Source organism: Phenylobacterium deserti, from assembly GCF_003254705.1.
In the GTDB taxonomy this organism is placed as follows: domain Bacteria; phylum Pseudomonadota; class Alphaproteobacteria; order Caulobacterales; family Caulobacteraceae; genus Phenylobacterium; species Phenylobacterium deserti.
Genome location: NZ_QFYR01000006.1, coordinates 53,269 through 70,057, shown reverse-complemented (window position 1 = coordinate 70,057; position 16,789 = coordinate 53,269). Strand labels below are relative to the sequence as shown.

The 16,789-nt window shown below is 68.9% G+C and carries 13 protein-coding genes and 1 tRNA gene; 7 read left to right on the top strand and 7 right to left on the bottom strand.

Annotated features, from left to right (window positions below):
* Nucleotides 1-2: 2 nt before the first annotated feature.
* Complete coding sequence (locus tag DJ018_RS18530) at nt 3-1,244, bottom strand: hybrid sensor histidine kinase/response regulator (RefSeq protein WP_133254330.1); 1,242 nt, start codon at nt 1,242-1,244, stop codon at nt 3-5.
* A gap of 234 nt (nt 1,245-1,478) precedes the next feature.
* Between DJ018_RS18530 and DJ018_RS18525 the strand changes: the two genes are divergently transcribed.
* The 3 genes from DJ018_RS18525 to DJ018_RS18515 all read left to right on the top strand — a co-directional run bounded on the left by DJ018_RS18525 (nt 1,479) and on the right by DJ018_RS18515 (nt 3,518).
* Complete coding sequence (locus DJ018_RS18525; RefSeq protein WP_111516469.1) at nt 1,479-2,126, top strand: OmpW/AlkL family protein; 648 nt, start codon at nt 1,479-1,481, stop codon at nt 2,124-2,126.
* An 86-nt stretch (nt 2,127-2,212) separates the two neighbouring features.
* Nucleotides 2,213-2,288, top strand: a tRNA-Thr gene (locus DJ018_RS18520).
* A 60-nt stretch (nt 2,289-2,348) separates the two neighbouring features.
* Nucleotides 2,349-3,518, top strand: a complete 1,170-nt coding sequence (locus DJ018_RS18515) for a glycosyltransferase family protein (RefSeq protein WP_111516468.1) — start codon at nt 2,349-2,351, stop codon at nt 3,516-3,518.
* Here DJ018_RS18515 and DJ018_RS18510 read toward each other — a convergent pair.
* A complete protein-coding gene (locus tag DJ018_RS18510; RefSeq protein WP_111516467.1) occupies nt 3,505-5,058 on the bottom strand; it encodes a tetratricopeptide repeat protein in 1,554 nt (517 codons plus the stop codon). The two genes, DJ018_RS18515 and DJ018_RS18510, sit on opposite strands and share 14 nt — an antisense overlap.
* A gap of 123 nt (nt 5,059-5,181) precedes the next feature.
* Here DJ018_RS18510 and DJ018_RS18505 point away from each other — a divergent pair, with 123 nt between their 5' ends.
* Nucleotides 5,182-5,712, top strand: a complete 531-nt coding sequence (locus tag DJ018_RS18505; RefSeq protein WP_111516466.1) for a c-type cytochrome — start codon at nt 5,182-5,184, stop codon at nt 5,710-5,712.
* 209 nt (nt 5,713-5,921) lie between these two features.
* Here DJ018_RS18505 and DJ018_RS18500 read toward each other — a convergent pair whose 3' ends face one another.
* From DJ018_RS18500 to glpK, 4 genes are all read right to left on the bottom strand, one after another.
* Nucleotides 5,922-9,164 carry an efflux RND transporter permease subunit gene (locus DJ018_RS18500; RefSeq protein ID WP_111516523.1) on the bottom strand — a complete coding sequence of 1,081 codons (3,243 nt, stop codon included), beginning with the start codon at nt 9,162-9,164 and terminating at the stop codon, nt 5,922-5,924.
* Nucleotides 9,164-10,357: an efflux RND transporter periplasmic adaptor subunit gene (locus DJ018_RS18495; RefSeq protein ID WP_240609614.1), complete on the bottom strand. Its 1,194-nt coding sequence runs from the start codon at nt 10,355-10,357 to the stop codon at nt 9,164-9,166. The genes DJ018_RS18500 and DJ018_RS18495 overlap by 1 nt, the downstream gene beginning before the upstream one ends.
* A 189-nt stretch (nt 10,358-10,546) precedes the next feature.
* Complete coding sequence (locus DJ018_RS18490; RefSeq protein WP_111516465.1) at nt 10,547-11,314, bottom strand: class II aldolase/adducin family protein; 768 nt, start codon at nt 11,312-11,314, stop codon at nt 10,547-10,549.
* 72 nt (nt 11,315-11,386) lie between these two features.
* A complete protein-coding gene (gene glpK / locus DJ018_RS18485) occupies nt 11,387-12,880 on the bottom strand; it encodes a glycerol kinase GlpK (protein ID WP_111516464.1) in 1,494 nt (497 codons plus the stop codon).
* Nucleotides 12,881-12,998: 118 nt separating this feature from the next.
* Between glpK and DJ018_RS18480 the strand changes: the two genes are divergently transcribed.
* The 3 genes from DJ018_RS18480 (at nt 12,999) to DJ018_RS18470 (ending at nt 15,529) form a co-directional block, all read left to right on the top strand.
* Nucleotides 12,999-14,114 carry a DUF2336 domain-containing protein gene (locus DJ018_RS18480; RefSeq protein ID WP_240609612.1) on the top strand — a complete coding sequence of 372 codons (1,116 nt, stop codon included), beginning with the start codon at nt 12,999-13,001 and terminating at the stop codon, nt 14,112-14,114.
* A 54-nt stretch (nt 14,115-14,168) separates the two neighbouring features.
* Nucleotides 14,169-14,951 (top strand): NAD kinase, encoded by a 783-nt coding sequence (locus DJ018_RS18475; protein ID WP_111516463.1) that lies wholly within the window; start codon nt 14,169-14,171, stop codon nt 14,949-14,951.
* Between the two features lie 113 nt (nt 14,952-15,064).
* Entirely contained in the window at nt 15,065-15,529 is a 465-nt protein-coding gene (locus tag DJ018_RS18470) for an Hpt domain-containing protein (protein ID WP_111516462.1), read from the top strand.
* A gap of 6 nt (nt 15,530-15,535) precedes the next feature.
* Here DJ018_RS18470 and spbR read toward each other — a convergent pair whose 3' ends face one another.
* A complete protein-coding gene (gene spbR, locus DJ018_RS18465; RefSeq protein ID WP_111516461.1) occupies nt 15,536-16,684 on the bottom strand; it encodes a SpbR family protein in 1,149 nt (382 codons plus the stop codon).
* Nucleotides 16,685-16,789 lie beyond the last annotated feature (105 nt).

Below are 16,789 nucleotides of genomic sequence, written 5' to 3'. Positions count from 1 at the left end.
TCTCAGGCGGCCTTGGCGGCGCTTCGCTGCAGAGGCAGGTCGACCCTGAACACCGCGCCTTGACCGATTCGGCCTTCGGCGCTGATGGCTCCGCCCATGAGCTCGACGAGCCCGCGGCAGATCGCCAACCCCAGCCCCAGACCACCGAAGCGGCGGGTCAAAGAGCCATCGGCTTGCTCGAACGTGCGGAACAGCCGTGCTCGCGTGGCCTCATCAAAGCCCACGCCTGTGTCGCGGACTTCGATCATGTGCCCGCCGTCGGCGGCCCGCCGGACTGTCAGGACGACCTCGCCCGCCTCTGTGAACTTCACCGCGTTGTCGAGCAGCTTGCTCACAATCTGCTGGAGCCGCTGAGCGTCTGCGTCGAAGACACCCTCCGCCCCCGGCTCGATGTCGACCCGGAAGCCTAGCCCTTTCCCGATGGCCCGCTGGCCCGCCGGCTCAGCGGCGCCTCGCACGATAGACCCTAGATTGACGGGTGCGGCGTGCAGCTGCAGTCCGCCTGAAGTAAGATCCAACGTATCCAGCAGGTCGCTTACGACGCCGCCCAACTGATCGGCCGACGTATTGATGATGTCGATCATCCGTCGCTGCGCGTCATCCAGGGAGCTTCGGGCCAACAGCTGGCCCATCGGGATCATGCCGTTCAGCGGCGTACGCAGTTCATGGCTAACGATCACCAGGAACTCATCCTTGGCGCGGTTCGCGGCCTGGGCCTCGGCCATGGCCACGCGAAGCTGAGCGTTGGTATGCACCAGCTCCGCTGTCCGCTCGGCGATCCGTCGCTCCAGATCTTCGTTGGCGGAGCTAAGCGCGCGGTGAGCCTCTTGGACTTTCTGTTCGGCGCGTCGGCGGTCCACCTGCGTGGTGACCCGAAGGAGGGCCACGGCGAAGTCGACCGGCTTGGTGATGTAGTCGTTGGCGCCGGCAGTCAGCGCCTCGACGATATCTTGGCTCTCGGTCTTACCGGTGACCATGATCACCGGGAGCTCAACAAGGCTGAAGCGCGCGCGTATGCGCCGCAGCACCTCGAGGCCGTTCATGTCGGGCATCATCACGTCGAGCAAGACGATGTCCACGGCCTGTTGCTCGATCATCGCCAGTGCGGCGGCGCCGCTCTCGGCTTCGACGATGTCAAAGCCCCGGCGCTGGAACCGGCGTCCTAGGATCGCCCTGTTGTCTGCGATGTCGTCGACAATGAGGATCCTCGGCGGCGGCTCGTCAATGCTTGCACCGATGGACAACTTACAGCACCCCCTCTGCTTGAGCCGAGATAACAGCGGCCTATTAAACAAGGGTGGACGCCCATCTTTTAAGACCGACAAAACCCCAGAATGAGTGACAGGCACAGTAACTTGAGACAGGGCGTCGATAGCCGGCTCACAAGAAGGCGACGGCCTTAAGTGCTCAGCTTATCTTAAGGTTTACGGGTGTATCCGGCGACGAGATTGGAGCCTCCTCCAAAAGGTCGTCTGAAAATGTCCACCCTCCGATACGCCGTTGCGGCCGGGATGGCGCTCGCCGCCGTCGCCACGAGCGCCCAAGCCCAAGACGAGAGCCGCTGGTTTGTTCACGTCGGCCCGGCGCAGGTTATCCCGGATGAGAGTGCCGACATGCTTGCGGGCGGCGCGCCTGTTCCAGGCGCCGACGTATCCGTGGACGCACGTTGGACCGTTGAAGGCGAGATCGGCTACTTCGTGACTCCCAATGTCGCTATCGCGGCGGCCGCTGGCTTGCCGCCGACGTTCCGGGTGGACGCCGCGGGTACGCTGTCGGGGCTCGGCGCCGCCGGCGAGATGGTGGGCGGACCGGCTGGGGTCATGGCCCAGTACCACTTCGACCGCATCGGTGCTGTGAGGCCCTATGTCGGCGCTGGCGTGGCTGTGCTGGTGGTCTTCGACACCAAGGACGGCGCGCTGCAGAACCTGAAGGCCGAAAGCAGCGTGGGCCCTATGGTGCAGGTCGGGGCCGACTTCATGCTGAATGAGCGCTGGGGTCTCTTCGTCGATTTGAAGAAGGCCTACGTCAGCACCGTCGCCAAGGGCACTCTGGGCGGGGCGCCCGTCCGGGCGGATGTCACCATCGACCCGCTCGTCGCCAACGCCGGCGTCTCCTACCGGTTCTAGATGCGCGCCGACGCATTGCGTCGGACCTCATCGGCGCCTATGAGAAGCCCAGCGGCGTTCGAGATCGTGCGGCTCGCCGCACAGCTGCCGGATTAGCTCAGCTGGTAGAGCAGCGGTTTTGTAAACCGAAGGTCGCGGGTTCGAGTCCTGCATCCGGCACCATCTGGTGAGCCTTCTCCACGGCTCCTCCAGGCCTCCGATTCACACTAGGCTTTTGCGTCCATGCTCAGGATCCTCCTGCTCCAGACGCTTGCCGCCGGTCACATCTACAGCCGGTTCGGTCTGGCGCTGCAGCGCGAGCTTACCGAACTCGGCCACGAGGCCGTGATCTGCGACCTGTCCGGCTACGCGAGTGATCCCGCGGCGGCGCCCGTCAAGCTAGCGGCCGAGATGGAACGCACGGTGTTCGACGCGGCGGTGTCGTTCAGCTCGTTCTATTCAGCGGCCAGCCTGCCCGATGGCGGCCTGCTCTTCGACGCGCTCGGCGTGAAGTTCGTGGGCTGGCAGCTGGACCACCCGATCTATGCCCGCCAGAGCCTGGCGCCGCCGCTCCAAGAGCGCTGTGCGATCTATGCCCAGCCGTCCCACATGCGCTACGCCGCCGCGGCGGGAGTGACGGGCAAGGCGGTCGTGATGTTGCCTGGCGCGGACCAGCCGACGCACGAGCCCCGTCCGCATGCCGAGCGGGAGTGGCCAGTCTTTGTCGCCGCGACGTTCAACGGCGAGCCGCGCCTGCCGTGGGAGGACTTCGAGGACGGGCCGACCAAGCGGCTGCTGCGCGAGACCCTTGCTCGCCTGATGGATGCTCGTGAGCCGTCGGTGATCTCCGCCTTCGAGGAGGCCGTGGCGCGACTGAAGCTGGACATGAGGCTCGGCAGGAGCGCGGAGCTGGACGAGGTGCTCCGCAAATTCTTCTGCGAGGCCCTGACCTACGTCCGGCACCTGGATCGCCTGCGAACGATCCGGGCCGTTGCGGAGTCCGGCGCGCGGCTGACGATCTGCGGCGATGGGTGGGAGGATGTCTTGGGACGACGCGAGAACGTCACCTATGTCGGCAGTGTACAGTTCTCCGAGCTGCCAGAACTGTATGGAAACGCCAGGGTCGTCCTGAACCTGAACGGGGCGAACGGGGCTTGCGAGCGGGCGATCCAGGGGGCGGCGGCGGGAGCGGCTGTGGTGTCGGACCAGAGCAGCTCGCTGGACCAGTTGCTGGGGGGCGGAGACGGGGTGGCCTTCTTCAACCGGACCAAGCCGGCCACGGCGGCGCATGTGGTGAGCCGGCTGCTGGGGGGCGAGGCGGAGCGGATGGGCGCGCGGGCCCGGCAGAAGGTGCTGCAGTCGGGTCTATGGAGGCACCGGGCAGCGCAGCTGGCGGCGCTTATACAGGCCTAGGGCCAAGCTTGTTGCGCAGTTCGGCGGCCGCGGCTGTTAGCGCAGGAGTCCAGTCGGCGAAGGTGTCGGTGGCGCAGACCACGGCGTCTGCGTACCAGGGCATGTAGGCTTGGCCGAGCTGGGTCCAGGAGCCGGGGCCCGCGACGAAGATGGTGGAGGCGCCGCAAGCGCCGGCCAGCGCACCGGTGGCGTTCTGCACGGAGACCACGAGGTCCAGCGCTGTGCAGAGGGCGGCGAGGTCGTCGATGTCGTCCTTGATGTTGAGGCCGGGCGGGCGACGGATCTCCACGCCGGCCAGGCCGCCGAGAGCGTCCAGCTCGTCCTCGCAGTCGCCGTACTGCAGGTTCACCCATTGGGCGCCGGGCGTTCGCAGCAGGCCTGCCCAGTCCTCAAGTGCGGGGTAGAAGCGCTGGCGCTCCCCGGTGAGCTTGCCGCTGCGCCAGGTGAGGCCCACCGAGGCCCCCTCGCCTAGCCAGCGTTTCCAGTGCTCCACACGCGTCGGATCAGCCTGGAGGAAGGGCCTGCGCGGGAAGGCCTGCAGGGTCGGGCGCAGGCGTTGGGCGAGAGAGGCCAGCGGCGTCCAGAGATCGACGCGGCCGGAGATTGGGGTCGCGACCTGCCGCCGCGCGCGGCCGCCGACGCGCTGGGTGGCGTGAGCCGCCACTTCGGCCGTCGGGAAGCTACGTCGGAAGAGCTCCACGAGACGGGGCTCGACAGCCAGAATGAGCCGTCCGCTCGGACCGAGTTCGCCGGTCAGGTCCGGCAGGAGGTTGGCGAACATGATCTCGTCGCCGATCCCCTGTTCGGCGAGAACGAGCAGAGTGCGCCCGGCGAGCGGATCGCTGGGGCCGAGCCGACGGCCCGGCGCCTGGAAGGTGACCGAGCGGGGCCAGTCGGGAGACAGGCGCTTCTCGTAAAGCGTCCAGCCGGCGGCGAGGTCGCCGCGGGCCAGAGCCACGGTGGCCTGGGAGAACTCGATGGTGGCCCGCTCGGGGCCCTTCCGCGCCACCTGCGCGGCCGCAGCGAAATCGGCCTGAGCCTCGGCGAGTTCGGCGAGATCGCAGTGCGCGAGGCCTCGGTTGTACAGCCCGCCCGGCAAGCTCGGGCCCAGCCGCACGGCTTCGTCGAAGAAGGTCAGCGCTTCGCGCGCCCGGCCGGCGTAGGTCAGCGCAAGGCCGAGGGTCGTCCAGAGCCGCGGCTCCTGCGGATGAAGCTGAAGCGCGCCCTGCAGCACATCCATGGCTTCGGCGAAGCGACCCGCGGCGACGAGGGCGCGAGCGTGGCCCAGGGCGGTGGCCGAGCCGTCCGGGTCGGACAGACTGAGATGGGCCCAGAGCCCCACCGCCTGCTCGTGCATCTCAAGCCGGCTGGCCAAATCCGCGAGCGCCATCAGCAGCTCGGGGTCGCTAGGCGCCAAGGCGACGGCCTGCTGGTAGGCGTCGAAGGCGCCCGCCAGGTCGCCTTCCCGCTCCAGTCGCACAGCCTTCAGGCGGGCGGCCTTTGCGGCTGGCGATCCCTCTACAGGCTTGTTGGGTGGCACAGGGCGCCTCGCCTCCTCGGCCGTGAATGCAACGAGAATCGTCGGCGGGACAAGCGGCGCGGCGACGTTGCATCGCCTGCCCGCTGCGCTAGCTTGCCGGCCGCTTCAAGGAGAGCCTGCCTCATGCGTCGTCACGCCCTGCCCCTCGTCAGCCTCGTACTCCTGGGAGCGGCGCTTGCAGCCTGCGGGAAATCGCCGACCGCGGCGGACGAGCAGCGGGGACAGGCCGCCTCTTCCGAACAGCCCGCAACGCCCGGAGCCACGGCGGCCGCGGAGCTGACCGAGGCGGACAAGCAGACGATCCTGGCCAGCCTACCGGCGCCCTACAACGCCGCCGACCTGCAGAACGGCCAGCGGCGGTTCGCCCTTTGCCGGTCCTGCCATACGATCGCACAGGGCGGGCCGAACATGACGGGACCCAACCTGCATGGGGTGGTCGGGCAGAAGGCGGCCGTGCATCCGAAGTACAACTACTCGGAGGCCCTGAAGTCGGCGAACCTGACCTGGGATCCGGCCACTCTGGACCGCTGGATCGAGAACCCGAGGACCCTGGTCCCGGGCAACAAGATGACCTTCGTGGGGATCAAGGATCCCAAGGACCGCGCGGACCTGATCGCCTATCTGGCCGTGGAGGGCGGGACCAAGCCGCAGTGATGCACGTTCTGCGCGAGAGATTGCAAGGACAACCTTGACGCGATGGATTGCCGGGCGCATGCTTCGGGTCGTCGACATTGCATCTGATCGACATCCCCTCCAGCCGTCTTCCTGAGGCGGCGCCGAGAAGCTGACGGTGACCCCCGCCGACAGCCATCCAGTTCTCGATGACTAGGCCTCCTCCGGCGACGGAGGAGGCCTTTTTCATGTCACTCGGCGGCGTTGGCCACGCGGGCCTTCTCGTCTTCCTCGAACTGCTCGATCCGGCGGGCGGTGGCCATGGGCGACTTCGTGAAGCGCGCCAGCAGGTTGTAGAAGACCGGCACGATGAACAGGGTCACCAGGGTCGAGAAGATCGCCCCATAGAAGATGGTGACGCCGATGCTCTTGCGGCTTTCACCGCCCGCGCCGCCCCACAGGATCAGCGGGATGGCGCCTGCAGCGGCGGCGATGGAGGTCATGATGATCGGACGCAGGCGCAGGGCCGCGCTTTCGATCACCGCGTCCCGCACCGAGCGGCCTTCGTCGCGCAGCTGGTTGGCGAACTCGACGATCAGGATGCCGTTCTTGGCGGCGATGCCGACAAGGATGATCAATCCGATCTGGCTGTAGGTGTTGATGGTGGAGCCGGCCATCAGCAGCCCGAACAGGCCGCCAAGCGCCGCGACGGGCACCGTCAGCATGATCACCGCCGGGTGGATCCAGCTTTCGAACTGGGCCGCCAGCACCAGGAACACCAACAGCAGCGCCAAGCCGAAGGCCACCGTCACGGACCCCTGCCCTTCCAGGAAGTCGCGGGCCGTGCCGCCCCAGGAGTGGTTCACGTTGAGGCCCTGGCGCTCGATCTCGGTCTCGAAGAACTGGATCGCCTCGCCCACCGAGTAGCCGGGGTTCAGCTGAGCCGAGAGGGAGATGGCGCGCAGCCGGTCGACCCGAGCCCGGTTCGGGGTGTCGCCCCGCACCTCGAGCGTGGTCACCGCCGACAGCGGCACCGTCTGGCCGGAGGTGGTCCGCACATAAACGTTGTTGAGGTCTTCCTGCGCCTGCCGCTGCGGGCGGTCGGTCTGCAGGATGACGTCGTACTCCTGGCCGGAGCGGATGTAGGTGGTCACCTGCTCGGACCCGAACAGGGCCTGCAGGGCGCGGCCGACAGACTGGGCCGAGACGCCGAGCGAGGCGGCCTTCTCGCGGTCGATGTCGACGAGCACCCGCGGGCTGCTGGGCTCGTAGTCCAGACGCGGACGGCTCATGCCGGGGTTCTGCTCCGCCGCCGCCATGAGGCTTTGGGCCGCCGCATTGATCTGCGGGTACTCGTCGCCGAGCAGGATGATCTCGACGCCAGCTCCGCCGCCGCCGCCGCCCCGCTGAAGCGGCGGGCGAACCGAAGCGATGACGCGCGCGGAGGTGATCGAGCCGAACTCCCGGTTCAGCTGGGCCGCCAGCGACTGGGAGGTGACCCCGTCCTTCCGCTCGTGCGGCAGCACGACGTTGCCGCCGCCGGTGTTGTACTGCGAGCCGCCGAAGCCCGGCAGGGAGATGGTGTAGCGTTCGGCCACGCCGTCGCGCACCAGCTGCTGCAGACGCGCCTCCACCTGCTTGGCGGCGGTCAGGGTGTAGTCGTAGCCGGCGCCTTCGGGGGCCTGGATGTTGATGTCGACCCGACCACGATCCTCGTTGGGCACCAGCTCCTTGGGCATGGTGGTGAAGAGGAAGACGGCCAGTCCGCCCAGCACGACCACGAGCACCACCGACACGGCGGTGATGACCCGCCGGCCGAGCATGTCCATCAGGGAGGTCTCGTAGGAGTTCTTGAGACCGTCCATGGCCCGGTTCACCTGGCGGGCGATGAAGCCTTCGCCGTGGGCTGGCTTCAGCAGCTTGGACGCCAGCATGGGGGACAGGCTGAGCGCCAGCAGGGCCGAGAAGGCGACGGCGGCGGCGATGGCCACGGCCAGCTCCACGAACAGGCGACCGTTGTAGCCCGGCATGAACATCAGCGGCGCGAAGACCGAGATCAGCACGATGGTGGTCGCCACGACGGCGAAGAACACCTGCCGGGCCCCACGTTCGGCGGCGACCAGCGTCGGCTCGCCCTCGTCCACCCGGCGCTGGATGTTCTCGACCACCACGATGGCGTCGTCGACCACAAGACCGATGGCGAGCACCAGGGCCAGCAGGGTCAGCAGGTTCAGCGAGAAGCCGAGCGGCGCCAGGACGATGAAGCTGGAGAGAATGCAGATCGGCGCCACGATGGAGGGCACCAGGGCCGCCCGCCAGCTGCCGAGGAAGATCAGGTTCACCAGGGCCACGAGCACCAGGGAGATGCCCATCGTCACCCAGACCTCGTGGATCGCTTCCCGGGTGAAGCCGGTCCAGTCCACCGCCACCTGCATCTTGGTGCCGGCCGGCAGGGTCTCGTTGATCTCCTTGATCGCCGCGTTGACGCCGTCGGAGATCTCGAGGTCGTTGGCGCCCGACTGACGGGTGATAGCCAGGCCGATCTGATCCTCGCCATTGGAGCGGAACAGGCGCCGACGCTCGTCAGCCCCTTCCTCGATCCGGGCGATGTCGCCGAGACGAACGACGTACTGGTCGGAGTTGGCGGCCGTGCCCACGGCAGTGGTCACGCCCTGCGCCGCGCCGGCGCTGGCCGCAGCGCCCCCGAGGGCGGCGGAGGCGGTGGTGCGCCCGGCCGCGGCAGCGGCGTTGGCGTTCACCGGGATCGGCATGCGCGCGAATTCAGCGGCGGTGGAGTACCCACGCGCGACGCGGATGGTGAAATCCTTGGCCGGAGCCTCGATAGCGCCGGCCGGCAGCTCCAGGTTTTGGGTGGTCAGGGCGTTGCGGACGTCATCGACGGTCACGCCGCGCGCGGCCATGGCGATCGGGTCCAGCCAGATGCGCATGGAATAAAGCTGCTGGCCGGCGATCCAGACCTGGGCCACGCCCGGAACCGTGGACATACGCTCCACCAGATAGCGGTTGGCGTAGTCGGACAGCTGCAGCCGGTTCATGGCCGTCGAGGTCAGGGTGACGAACATGATCGGACTGGCGTCCGCGTTCGCCTTTGCGATCTGCGGCGGGTCGACTTCTTCCGGCAGCTGATTGGCGACCCGGCTGACGGCGTCGCGCACGTCGTTGGCGGCTTCGTCCAGGTCGCGGTCGAGGGTGAAGGCGATGTTGATGCGCGAGTTGCCGTCCCGCGACGACGAGCTCACCCGGTCGATGCCCTGAATGCCGGACACCTGGCGCTCGATCACCTGGGTGATCCGTTCCTCGACCACTTCGGCCGAGGCGCCGCGGTAGGTGGTCTGCACCGAGATGTTCGGCGGATCGACGCTGGGCAGCTCGCGGACCGGCAAGGCGAAATAGGCCGCCAGGCCGATGACGCACAGCATGATCGCGGCGACCGCCGCAAAGACAGGCCGCCGGACAGAGATGTCGGAGAGCATCATGACGAACGCCCTTGAGGCTGGGCTTGCGCGCCGGGACCAGCGGGACGCTGGCCGGCGATGCGGACGGGTTGCCCCGCCTGGATACGGTTGAGGCCGTCGGCGACAATGCGCTCGCCCGGACGGACGCCATCGGTGATCTCCACGAAGCCGTCCTGCCGCAGGCCGGTGATCACCGGCCGCTGTTCGGTGGTGGTCCGTTGGCCCTGCTGGCGGATCACAAAGACGAACGAGGAGCTGCCCTGAACCGCCACAGCGGACTCAGGCACCGCGATCCCCTGACGGACGCCGCGCGAGATGGAGACCCGCATCAGCATGCCGGGCTTCAGCCGGCCGCCCGGGTTCGGGAATTCAGCGCGGGCGATGATGGACCGGGTCCGCTCGTCCACGCGGGTGTCGATCTTGGCGATGCGCCCGGCGATCACCTGATCCGGGAAGGCGTCGACGCGCGCCTGGATCGCCTGACCCTGGTGGATCTGGCCGAGGTACTGTTCGGGCACGGGGAAATCGACCCGCATGGCGCTGAGGTCGTCCAGGGTGACGATGGGCGCGCCCGGGTTCACCAGGGCGCCCGGCGCCACGTCCGAGAGGCCCACCACGCCGGCGAACGGCGCGCGGATCAGGCGGTCGGATTGGCGAGCCCGCGCCGCGGCCAGATCGGCCTGGGCCGTGCGGTACTCGGCTTCGTACTGGTCGATGGAGGCGCGCGAGGCGAAGCCCCGTTCGCCCAACTGGCGCCAGCGCTCGTAGGCCCGCTGGGCCTGCACAAGGCGCGCTTCGGCCTGGGAGATGTCCGCGTTCTGTTCGGTGGCGCGCAGCTCAACCAGCACGGCGCCGCGCGGCACGCTCTGGCCGTCGGTGAAACGCACCCGCTCCACGAGCTGAGTCGCCGCGGCCGTGAGGGTGACGGACTGACGGCCCTTGGCCACGCCCAGCACTTCGATGGCGTCGGTGAAGGTGCGGGCCCCCACCGGCGTCACGGATACGGACATCGTCCCGCCGCGACCGCCCGGCCCGCCGGGGCCGCCGGGTCCGCCGGGGCCACGGCCACCGCCGCCGCCGCCGCCCTGGGCAGCGCCAGGCCCGCCGCCGCCGGGGCCCTGGTTCTTGGCAGTCGCCAGCTTGAAGCCGCCTGCCACCAGCATGACGACCAGCACGGCCACGGCGAAAACCAGGAAGAAGTGGCGCTTCAACAAAACCGAGGTGCTCCGGAGCCTTAGAACGAACTGCTGCGACTAAATCCGCGGCCGAGTACCTGTTCCGTTACGCAGCTTCCAGTAACAGAACGATGGCATCGCGTTGCGGCCGTGAAACAGGCAGCGCAAGGCTCGCAGGCGCCTTGCGCAAGGCGCCTGCTGCTCCTCCAACGTCAGGCTGTCAAATCAGGCGTCGTAGCCGGGAAGAACCCGATCGAGCTTGCGAAGGCAGCCCGGCCAGACGAGGCCGCCGCCCATGCCGCGCGAGACGGTGGCGCGCACTTCCTGCTGAGCTGATTCCGGTGCGAACAGGACGTTCTCACGCCCCGCCGACAGCGCCATCACCTGCTGGCCGCAGGCTTTTTCCAGGAAGTACATGCCGATCCAGCAGTCGCCGGGGCTGGCGCCGACGGACAAGGTGCCATGGTTGCGGAGCAGCATCAGATGCTTGTCGCCCAGGTCGGCGACGATGCGCTCGCGCTCATCCAGGTTCAGGGCGATGCCCTCGTAATCGTGATAGGCCAGGAACGGCTGCACGACCAGGGCGTGCTGCGACAGCGGCAGCAGGCCTTCGCGCTGCGAAGCGACGGCGACGCCTTGGTCGCTGTGGAGGTGCATCACAAATCGGGCATCTTCGCGCGCCGCGTGGACGGCCGAGTGGATGGTGAAGCCCGCCGGATTGATGAAGTAAGGCGTTTCCTGCACCACGGCGCCGTTCAGATCGACCTTCACCAGCGACGAGGCGGTGATCTCCTCGAACAGCATGCCGTAGGGGTTGATCAGGAAGTGGTGCTCGGGCCCCGGCACGCGCGCCGAGATGTGGGTGTAGATCAGATCGTCCCAGCCATGCAGGGCGACCAGCCGGTAAAGGGCGGCGAGGTCCACGCGCGCCTGCCACTCCTCGGCGCTGACCTGGCCCTTGAGCGAGACGGGACCGGTGGATCCATCCGCCATGGTGCTTCCTCCTGAACGTATCGCGTGTCGAACGCTTGTTTGGAGGAAGCGTCCACCCGTCCAGGTTCGCCGTCAAGACGTGCGCACGCGGCCCACGGCGTCCAGCCAGCGGGCGTAGGCCGCTTCGCGCCGGTGGAGGGGCATGGCGGGCTCCAGCCCCTCGGTGGCCGGTCGGGCGGCGGCGGCGGCCTCCAGATCCCGATAGACGCCGACGCCGAGGCCGGCGAACAGGGCGGCGCCCAGGGCGGTGGTCTCCTGATAGGTGGCGCGGCAGACGCGGACGCCGGTCAGGTCGGCCAGGCGCTGGCTGAACCAGGGGCTGCGCGACATGCCGCCGTCGATGCGCAGCTCCACGCCCGCTTCGAAAACATGCGGCGCGTCGGCTCGCATGGCCTCCAGAAGGTCGCGGGTCTGGAGGGCGGAAGCGTCCAGGGCCGCCTGGCAGATTTCGGCCAGGCCGGAGTCCCGCGTCAGGCCGATCACGGCGCCCCGGGCGTCCGGGTCCCACCAGGGGGCGCCAAGGCCGGTGAAGGCCGGAACCAGCACCACCCCATGGTCGTCCCGGGCCGTAGCGGCCAGGTCGAGCACCCCGCGCGGGCCGTTTGGGACCGCCAGCTGCTCGTTCAGCCACTGGATGGCGGCGCCGGCGATGAAGATGGCGCCTTCCACCGCATAGGTGGTCCGGCCGCCGACCCGGGCCGCTACGGTGGTGAGCAGGCGCGAGCGCGAAGCCGGCGCATGCTCCCCCGTGTTGATCAGCATGAAGCAGCCGGTGCCGTAGGTGGCCTTCATCTGGCCGCGGTGGATGCACCCCTGCCCCATCAGCGCCGCCTGCTGGTCGCCCGCCACGCCGGCGATCGGCACCGGCGTTCCCAGGATCCGCGGCTCCGTCTCGCCGAACAGGCCCGCGCAATCGCGCACCTCGGGCATCAGCGAAAGAGGCACGCGGAGCATCTGGCCCATCTCCTCCGACCAGGCCTGGGCGCGGATGTCGAACAGCAGGGTGCGGGAAGCGTTGGTGGCGTCGGTGACGTGGGCGCGGCCGCCGGTCAGCTTCCAGATCAGCCAGGTGTCGATGGTGCCGGCCAGCAGCTCGCCCCGGGCCGCCGCGTCGCGTGCGCCGCTCACATGATCCAGCAGCCAGGCGATCTTGGTGCCCGAGAAGTAGGGGTCGACTAGCAGGCCGGTGATCTCGGTGAGGCGCGGCTCGTGCCCGTCCTCGCGCAGGCGCTCGCAAACGTCGGCGGTGCGGCGGTCCTGCCAGACGATGGCGCGGTGAATGGGGCGGCCGCTCGCCTTGTCCCAGACCACCACCGTTTCGCGCTGGTTGGTGATGCCGACGGCGGCGATGTCCTCGGCCCGGCGGCCCGCGGTCTCCAGCGCCTCGCGCAGCACCGCGACGCTGGCCTCGAAGATCTCGTCGGCGTCGTGCTCGACCCAGCCGTCGGCGGGATAGAACTGCTGCAGCGGCCGGGCGGCTTCGGCGAGGGCCTGGCCGCCCGCGAACAGAATGGCCCTTGTGCTGGTTGTACCCTGATCGAGCGCGAGGATCAGAGGTTCGGCCATGGCGTGTTCTTCCTCCCAAGTCCCGGTCGAAGGGCAACGCGGAACCTTAAGCTTGTTTTCATTGGCGGCGACGAGAATGGCGCTGGGGTAGTTCAGAGTGGAAGATGGGGGATCGGGCGTGAGCTCGGCGTTCGGCCGTGAAGACCTGACGCATCTCGCCGGCGGCCGTACGCCCGCCGACCGGGAGCGGCTGCTCATGGCGGTGACGGACCTTTGCGGCCATGGGGGCTCCCAGCTCGGCCGGCCCGAGGTCCAGCAGATCCTGTCCGACATCTTCATGGGCCTGGTGGTCGAGGTGGAGCGCGACGTGCGCCGCCGGCTGGCCCAGAAGCTTGCGTCCGCCGAATGGGCGCCGCCCGCCCTGGTCAATGTCCTGGCGCTGGACGAGATTGAGATCGCCCGGCCGATCATCGCCAACAGCCCGGTGCTGAAGGACGGCGACCTGGTGCGCCTGCTGGTGGAAGCCACCATCGAGCACCAGATCGAGGTCGCCCGGCGTCCCAACATCGGCGACGAGGTGGTCTCGGCCATCATCGAGCAGGGCGAGCCGGCGGTGCTGACGGCCCTGGCGGGCAATCCCACGGCGCACGTCACGCACGACGCCTTGCAGGCGCTGGTGGACGCGGCGGGGCGCGTGGCCGCCCTGCGCTCGCCGCTGGCGCGCCATCCGCAGCTCAGCGAAGCGCTGGCCCGCCAGCTCTACGTCTGGGTCGGACAGGCGGTGCGCCACGCCCTGGCGGAACGCTTCCGGCTGGACCAGGCGGCTCTGGACCGCGCCCTGGCCGACTCGATCAGCGAGGCCCACGCCGGCGCACGCCCGCAGGGCGAGGGCCTGGTGGTCATCGCGCGCGACGGGCAGCGCGAGGAGATGGAGCGCAGCCTGGTCAACAAGCTGTATGCGGCCGGCCAGCTGCGGCCGAGCTACCTGATCCGGGCGCTGCGCGAAGGCCGCCTGACCCTGTTCATCGCCGCCCTGGCGCACCTGGGCGGCTTCGAGAGCCGGCAGATCCGCATGGCGCTGGACTCCGACCGGCCCGAGCTTCTGGCCCTGGCCTGCGCGGCCGTGGGCATCGACCGCAGCGTCTATCCGTCCATCCTGCAGATGGTGCGCGAGCTGAACAACAACCGCCCCGGCGGCGGGGACGAAGCGGCGCGCAAGGCGGCGGGCGCGTTCGGTCCCGTGACCCCGCAGGTGGCGGGCGCAGCGTTCCGCCAGGCGGCCGTCGCCGGCTGACGCGCGTCAGAGCGGTTTGACATTCCGGCGCGGGCGCCGACTTCTGGCCGGCCCATGTTCAAGCCCGAACCCTATGTGACCCGGCTGGCCTTCACCGCCAGCGAACGGCCCGAGGCGCAGGAGGCGCGCGACCGGCTCGCGAGGCGCTATGGCGACGCGCCCGAGGACGAGGCGGAAGTGGTCGTGGCGCTGGGCGGCGACGGCTTCATGCTGGAAGTGCTGCACCGCCACCTGGAAGGCGGGCGGCCGATCTACGGCATGAACTTCGGCTCCGTCGGCTTCCTGATGAACGAGTACAGCGAGGATGCGCTGCTGGAGCGGATCAACGCCGCGGAGAAGGCCACCATCCATCCCCTGCGGATGCGGGCGCGCGACATCCATGGCGGCGAGCACGTGGCGCTGGCGATCAACGAGGTGTCGATGCTGCGCCAGACGCGGCAGACGGCCAAGCTGCGCATCTCCATCGACGGGCGGGTGCGGCTGAGCGAGCTGTCGTGCGACGGAGCGCTGGTGGCTACGCCGGCCGGCTCGACCGCGTACAATCTGTCGGCGCACGGGCCCATCATCCCGCTGGACGCGCGGGTGCTGGCGCTGACGCCGATCAGCGCGTTCCGGCCGCGTCGCTGGCGCGGCGCCCTGCTGGCCCACACAGCCAAGGTGACGTTCGACGTTCTGGAGGCCGACAAGCGCCCGGTCTCAGCGGTGGCGGACAACCACGAGGTGCGAAACGTCTTGAGCGTGCAGGTGGCGGAGGATCGCCACATCAGCCTGCGCATGCTGTTCGACGCCGGCCGCAGCCTGGAGGAACGCGTGCTGGCTGAGCAGTTCTCCGTCTGAGGCGCCTACGGAACGCACTGATTTTTCGCCCATACGGCTTGTTAACGCAGCGGACCTAAGTTGCCTTCTGTGAGGCAGGAGTCCCGCTCGTGAGCCAGCAGAATACCGGTCAGATGATCCAGGTGCCGAACACCCTGCGGTTGAAGGTAGGGGGCGGCGGACGCATGGGCGCCATCGACCCGGCGGCGATCGCCAAGGCGGAAGCGGCGCTGAAGAGCCTGTCCGGCAATTTCGCGCAGTGGCTGAACGACGAGATCGGCAAGCTCGAGGCCGCGCGCCAGACGGTGCGCGCCGAAGGCATGACGGCCGCCACCATGGAAGCCCTGTACCTGCGCTCGCACGACCTGAAGGGCCTGGGGACCACCTACGGCTTTCCGCTGATCACCCGCCTGGCCGCCTCGCTTTGCCGGCTGATCGACGACGGCGACAAGCGCCTGGAAGCGCCGATCCACCTGGTGGACGCCCACATCGACGCCATCAAGGCGGCGGTGCGCGACGACATCAAGGAAGAAGACCACCCGGTCGGCCGCGTGCTGGTCCAGGAGCTGGAAGCCCGCGTCGGCGAGGCGCTGGCCTAAGCGGCCTCAGGCGCTCTCGACGAGGGCGCCGCTTTCGACGGTCTCTTCCGAGAGGCGGTCCATCTTGTCGAGCAGATAGTCCACGTCCTCCCGGGCGGCCGACGGCGCCTGGGTGAGGAAGCGCTCGATCATGCGCTGCTGGAAGCGCTCACGGTCCCGCGGACCGCCGTCGAACTCCATGGAATGGAAGGTGTCCGCCGCCGCGCGGAAGGCCGGGAACAGGCGCGCAGGCAGGCCGGCGCGCTCGTAGATCGCCCGCAGGCCCAGGGGCCCGGCGTCATGGATCATCAGCCAGGTGCGGTGGTGCGGCACGCCGGCGAGTTCGGCGATGCTCCACTCCAGAAACGTCATGTGGCCCTGGGCCGCGGCGCGCAGCAGCAGGGACGGCGTCAGACGCCCTTCCCGGCTGAGGTGGGCGACAAAGCCCTTCACGTCGGCGGTGCGGCCCGCCTGGTCCACCAGATCGATGGTCGCCCGCTCGGTGGAGCCGGTGACGATCTTCAGCGCCGTCTCGGGCGACAGGGCGTGGTGGCTGACCAGGTGTTCCTGCAGGTGTTCGCCCACAAGGCCGATCAGCCGCTCGGTGACCGACAAGGGCAGGACGGAGCGATAGGCGACGGCGGCCAGCACGCGCTCGGACGCCTCGAAGCGGTCGACGATCAGCTGCAGGCCGCCTTCGGAGAACTCGGCGCCCGGGTTGGCGCAGGCGGCGGCGACGGCGCGCTCCGCCCCGGTCTCGGCCAGGGCGTTGGTGACCTTGCGCGACAGCACCGGCCGCTTGGCGACGGCGAGCTGCCTGACGGGCCCGCCCAGTCGCACGATCTCGATGAGGTCTTCGTCCTGGAAAGCCGGCGAGGCGCTGAGGATCGGCAGGGCGACGCCCTCGACGTCCCGGGCCAGCTTCACGGCCACATCGCGCGGCAAAAGGGGCGAGCTGTTCAGGCTCACCGCCAGGGCGCGGCGCACCATCTCGGCGGCGTCGGCGGCCATGATGCGCAGGATCTCGGCCGCGGTTGCGCGGTCCTCGGCGGTCAGAGGCTCGCCCTGGATGTTCTTGCAAAGCTTCTGGGCGGCCGCAGCGCGCTCATCGGGCGTCGCACCCTTCACCAGCGTGCGGATGTCTTCTTCCGTCAACGCGGTTCGCGTCGTCACCATAGCCCTAAGGTCCCCACCCCAGCGGGATTTGGAATCCCACGAGTCGACCTTGTCGCGTTAAGCTTAACGAGACCTTTAAGGCAAAGCTTGTGGATGACCGGCGGG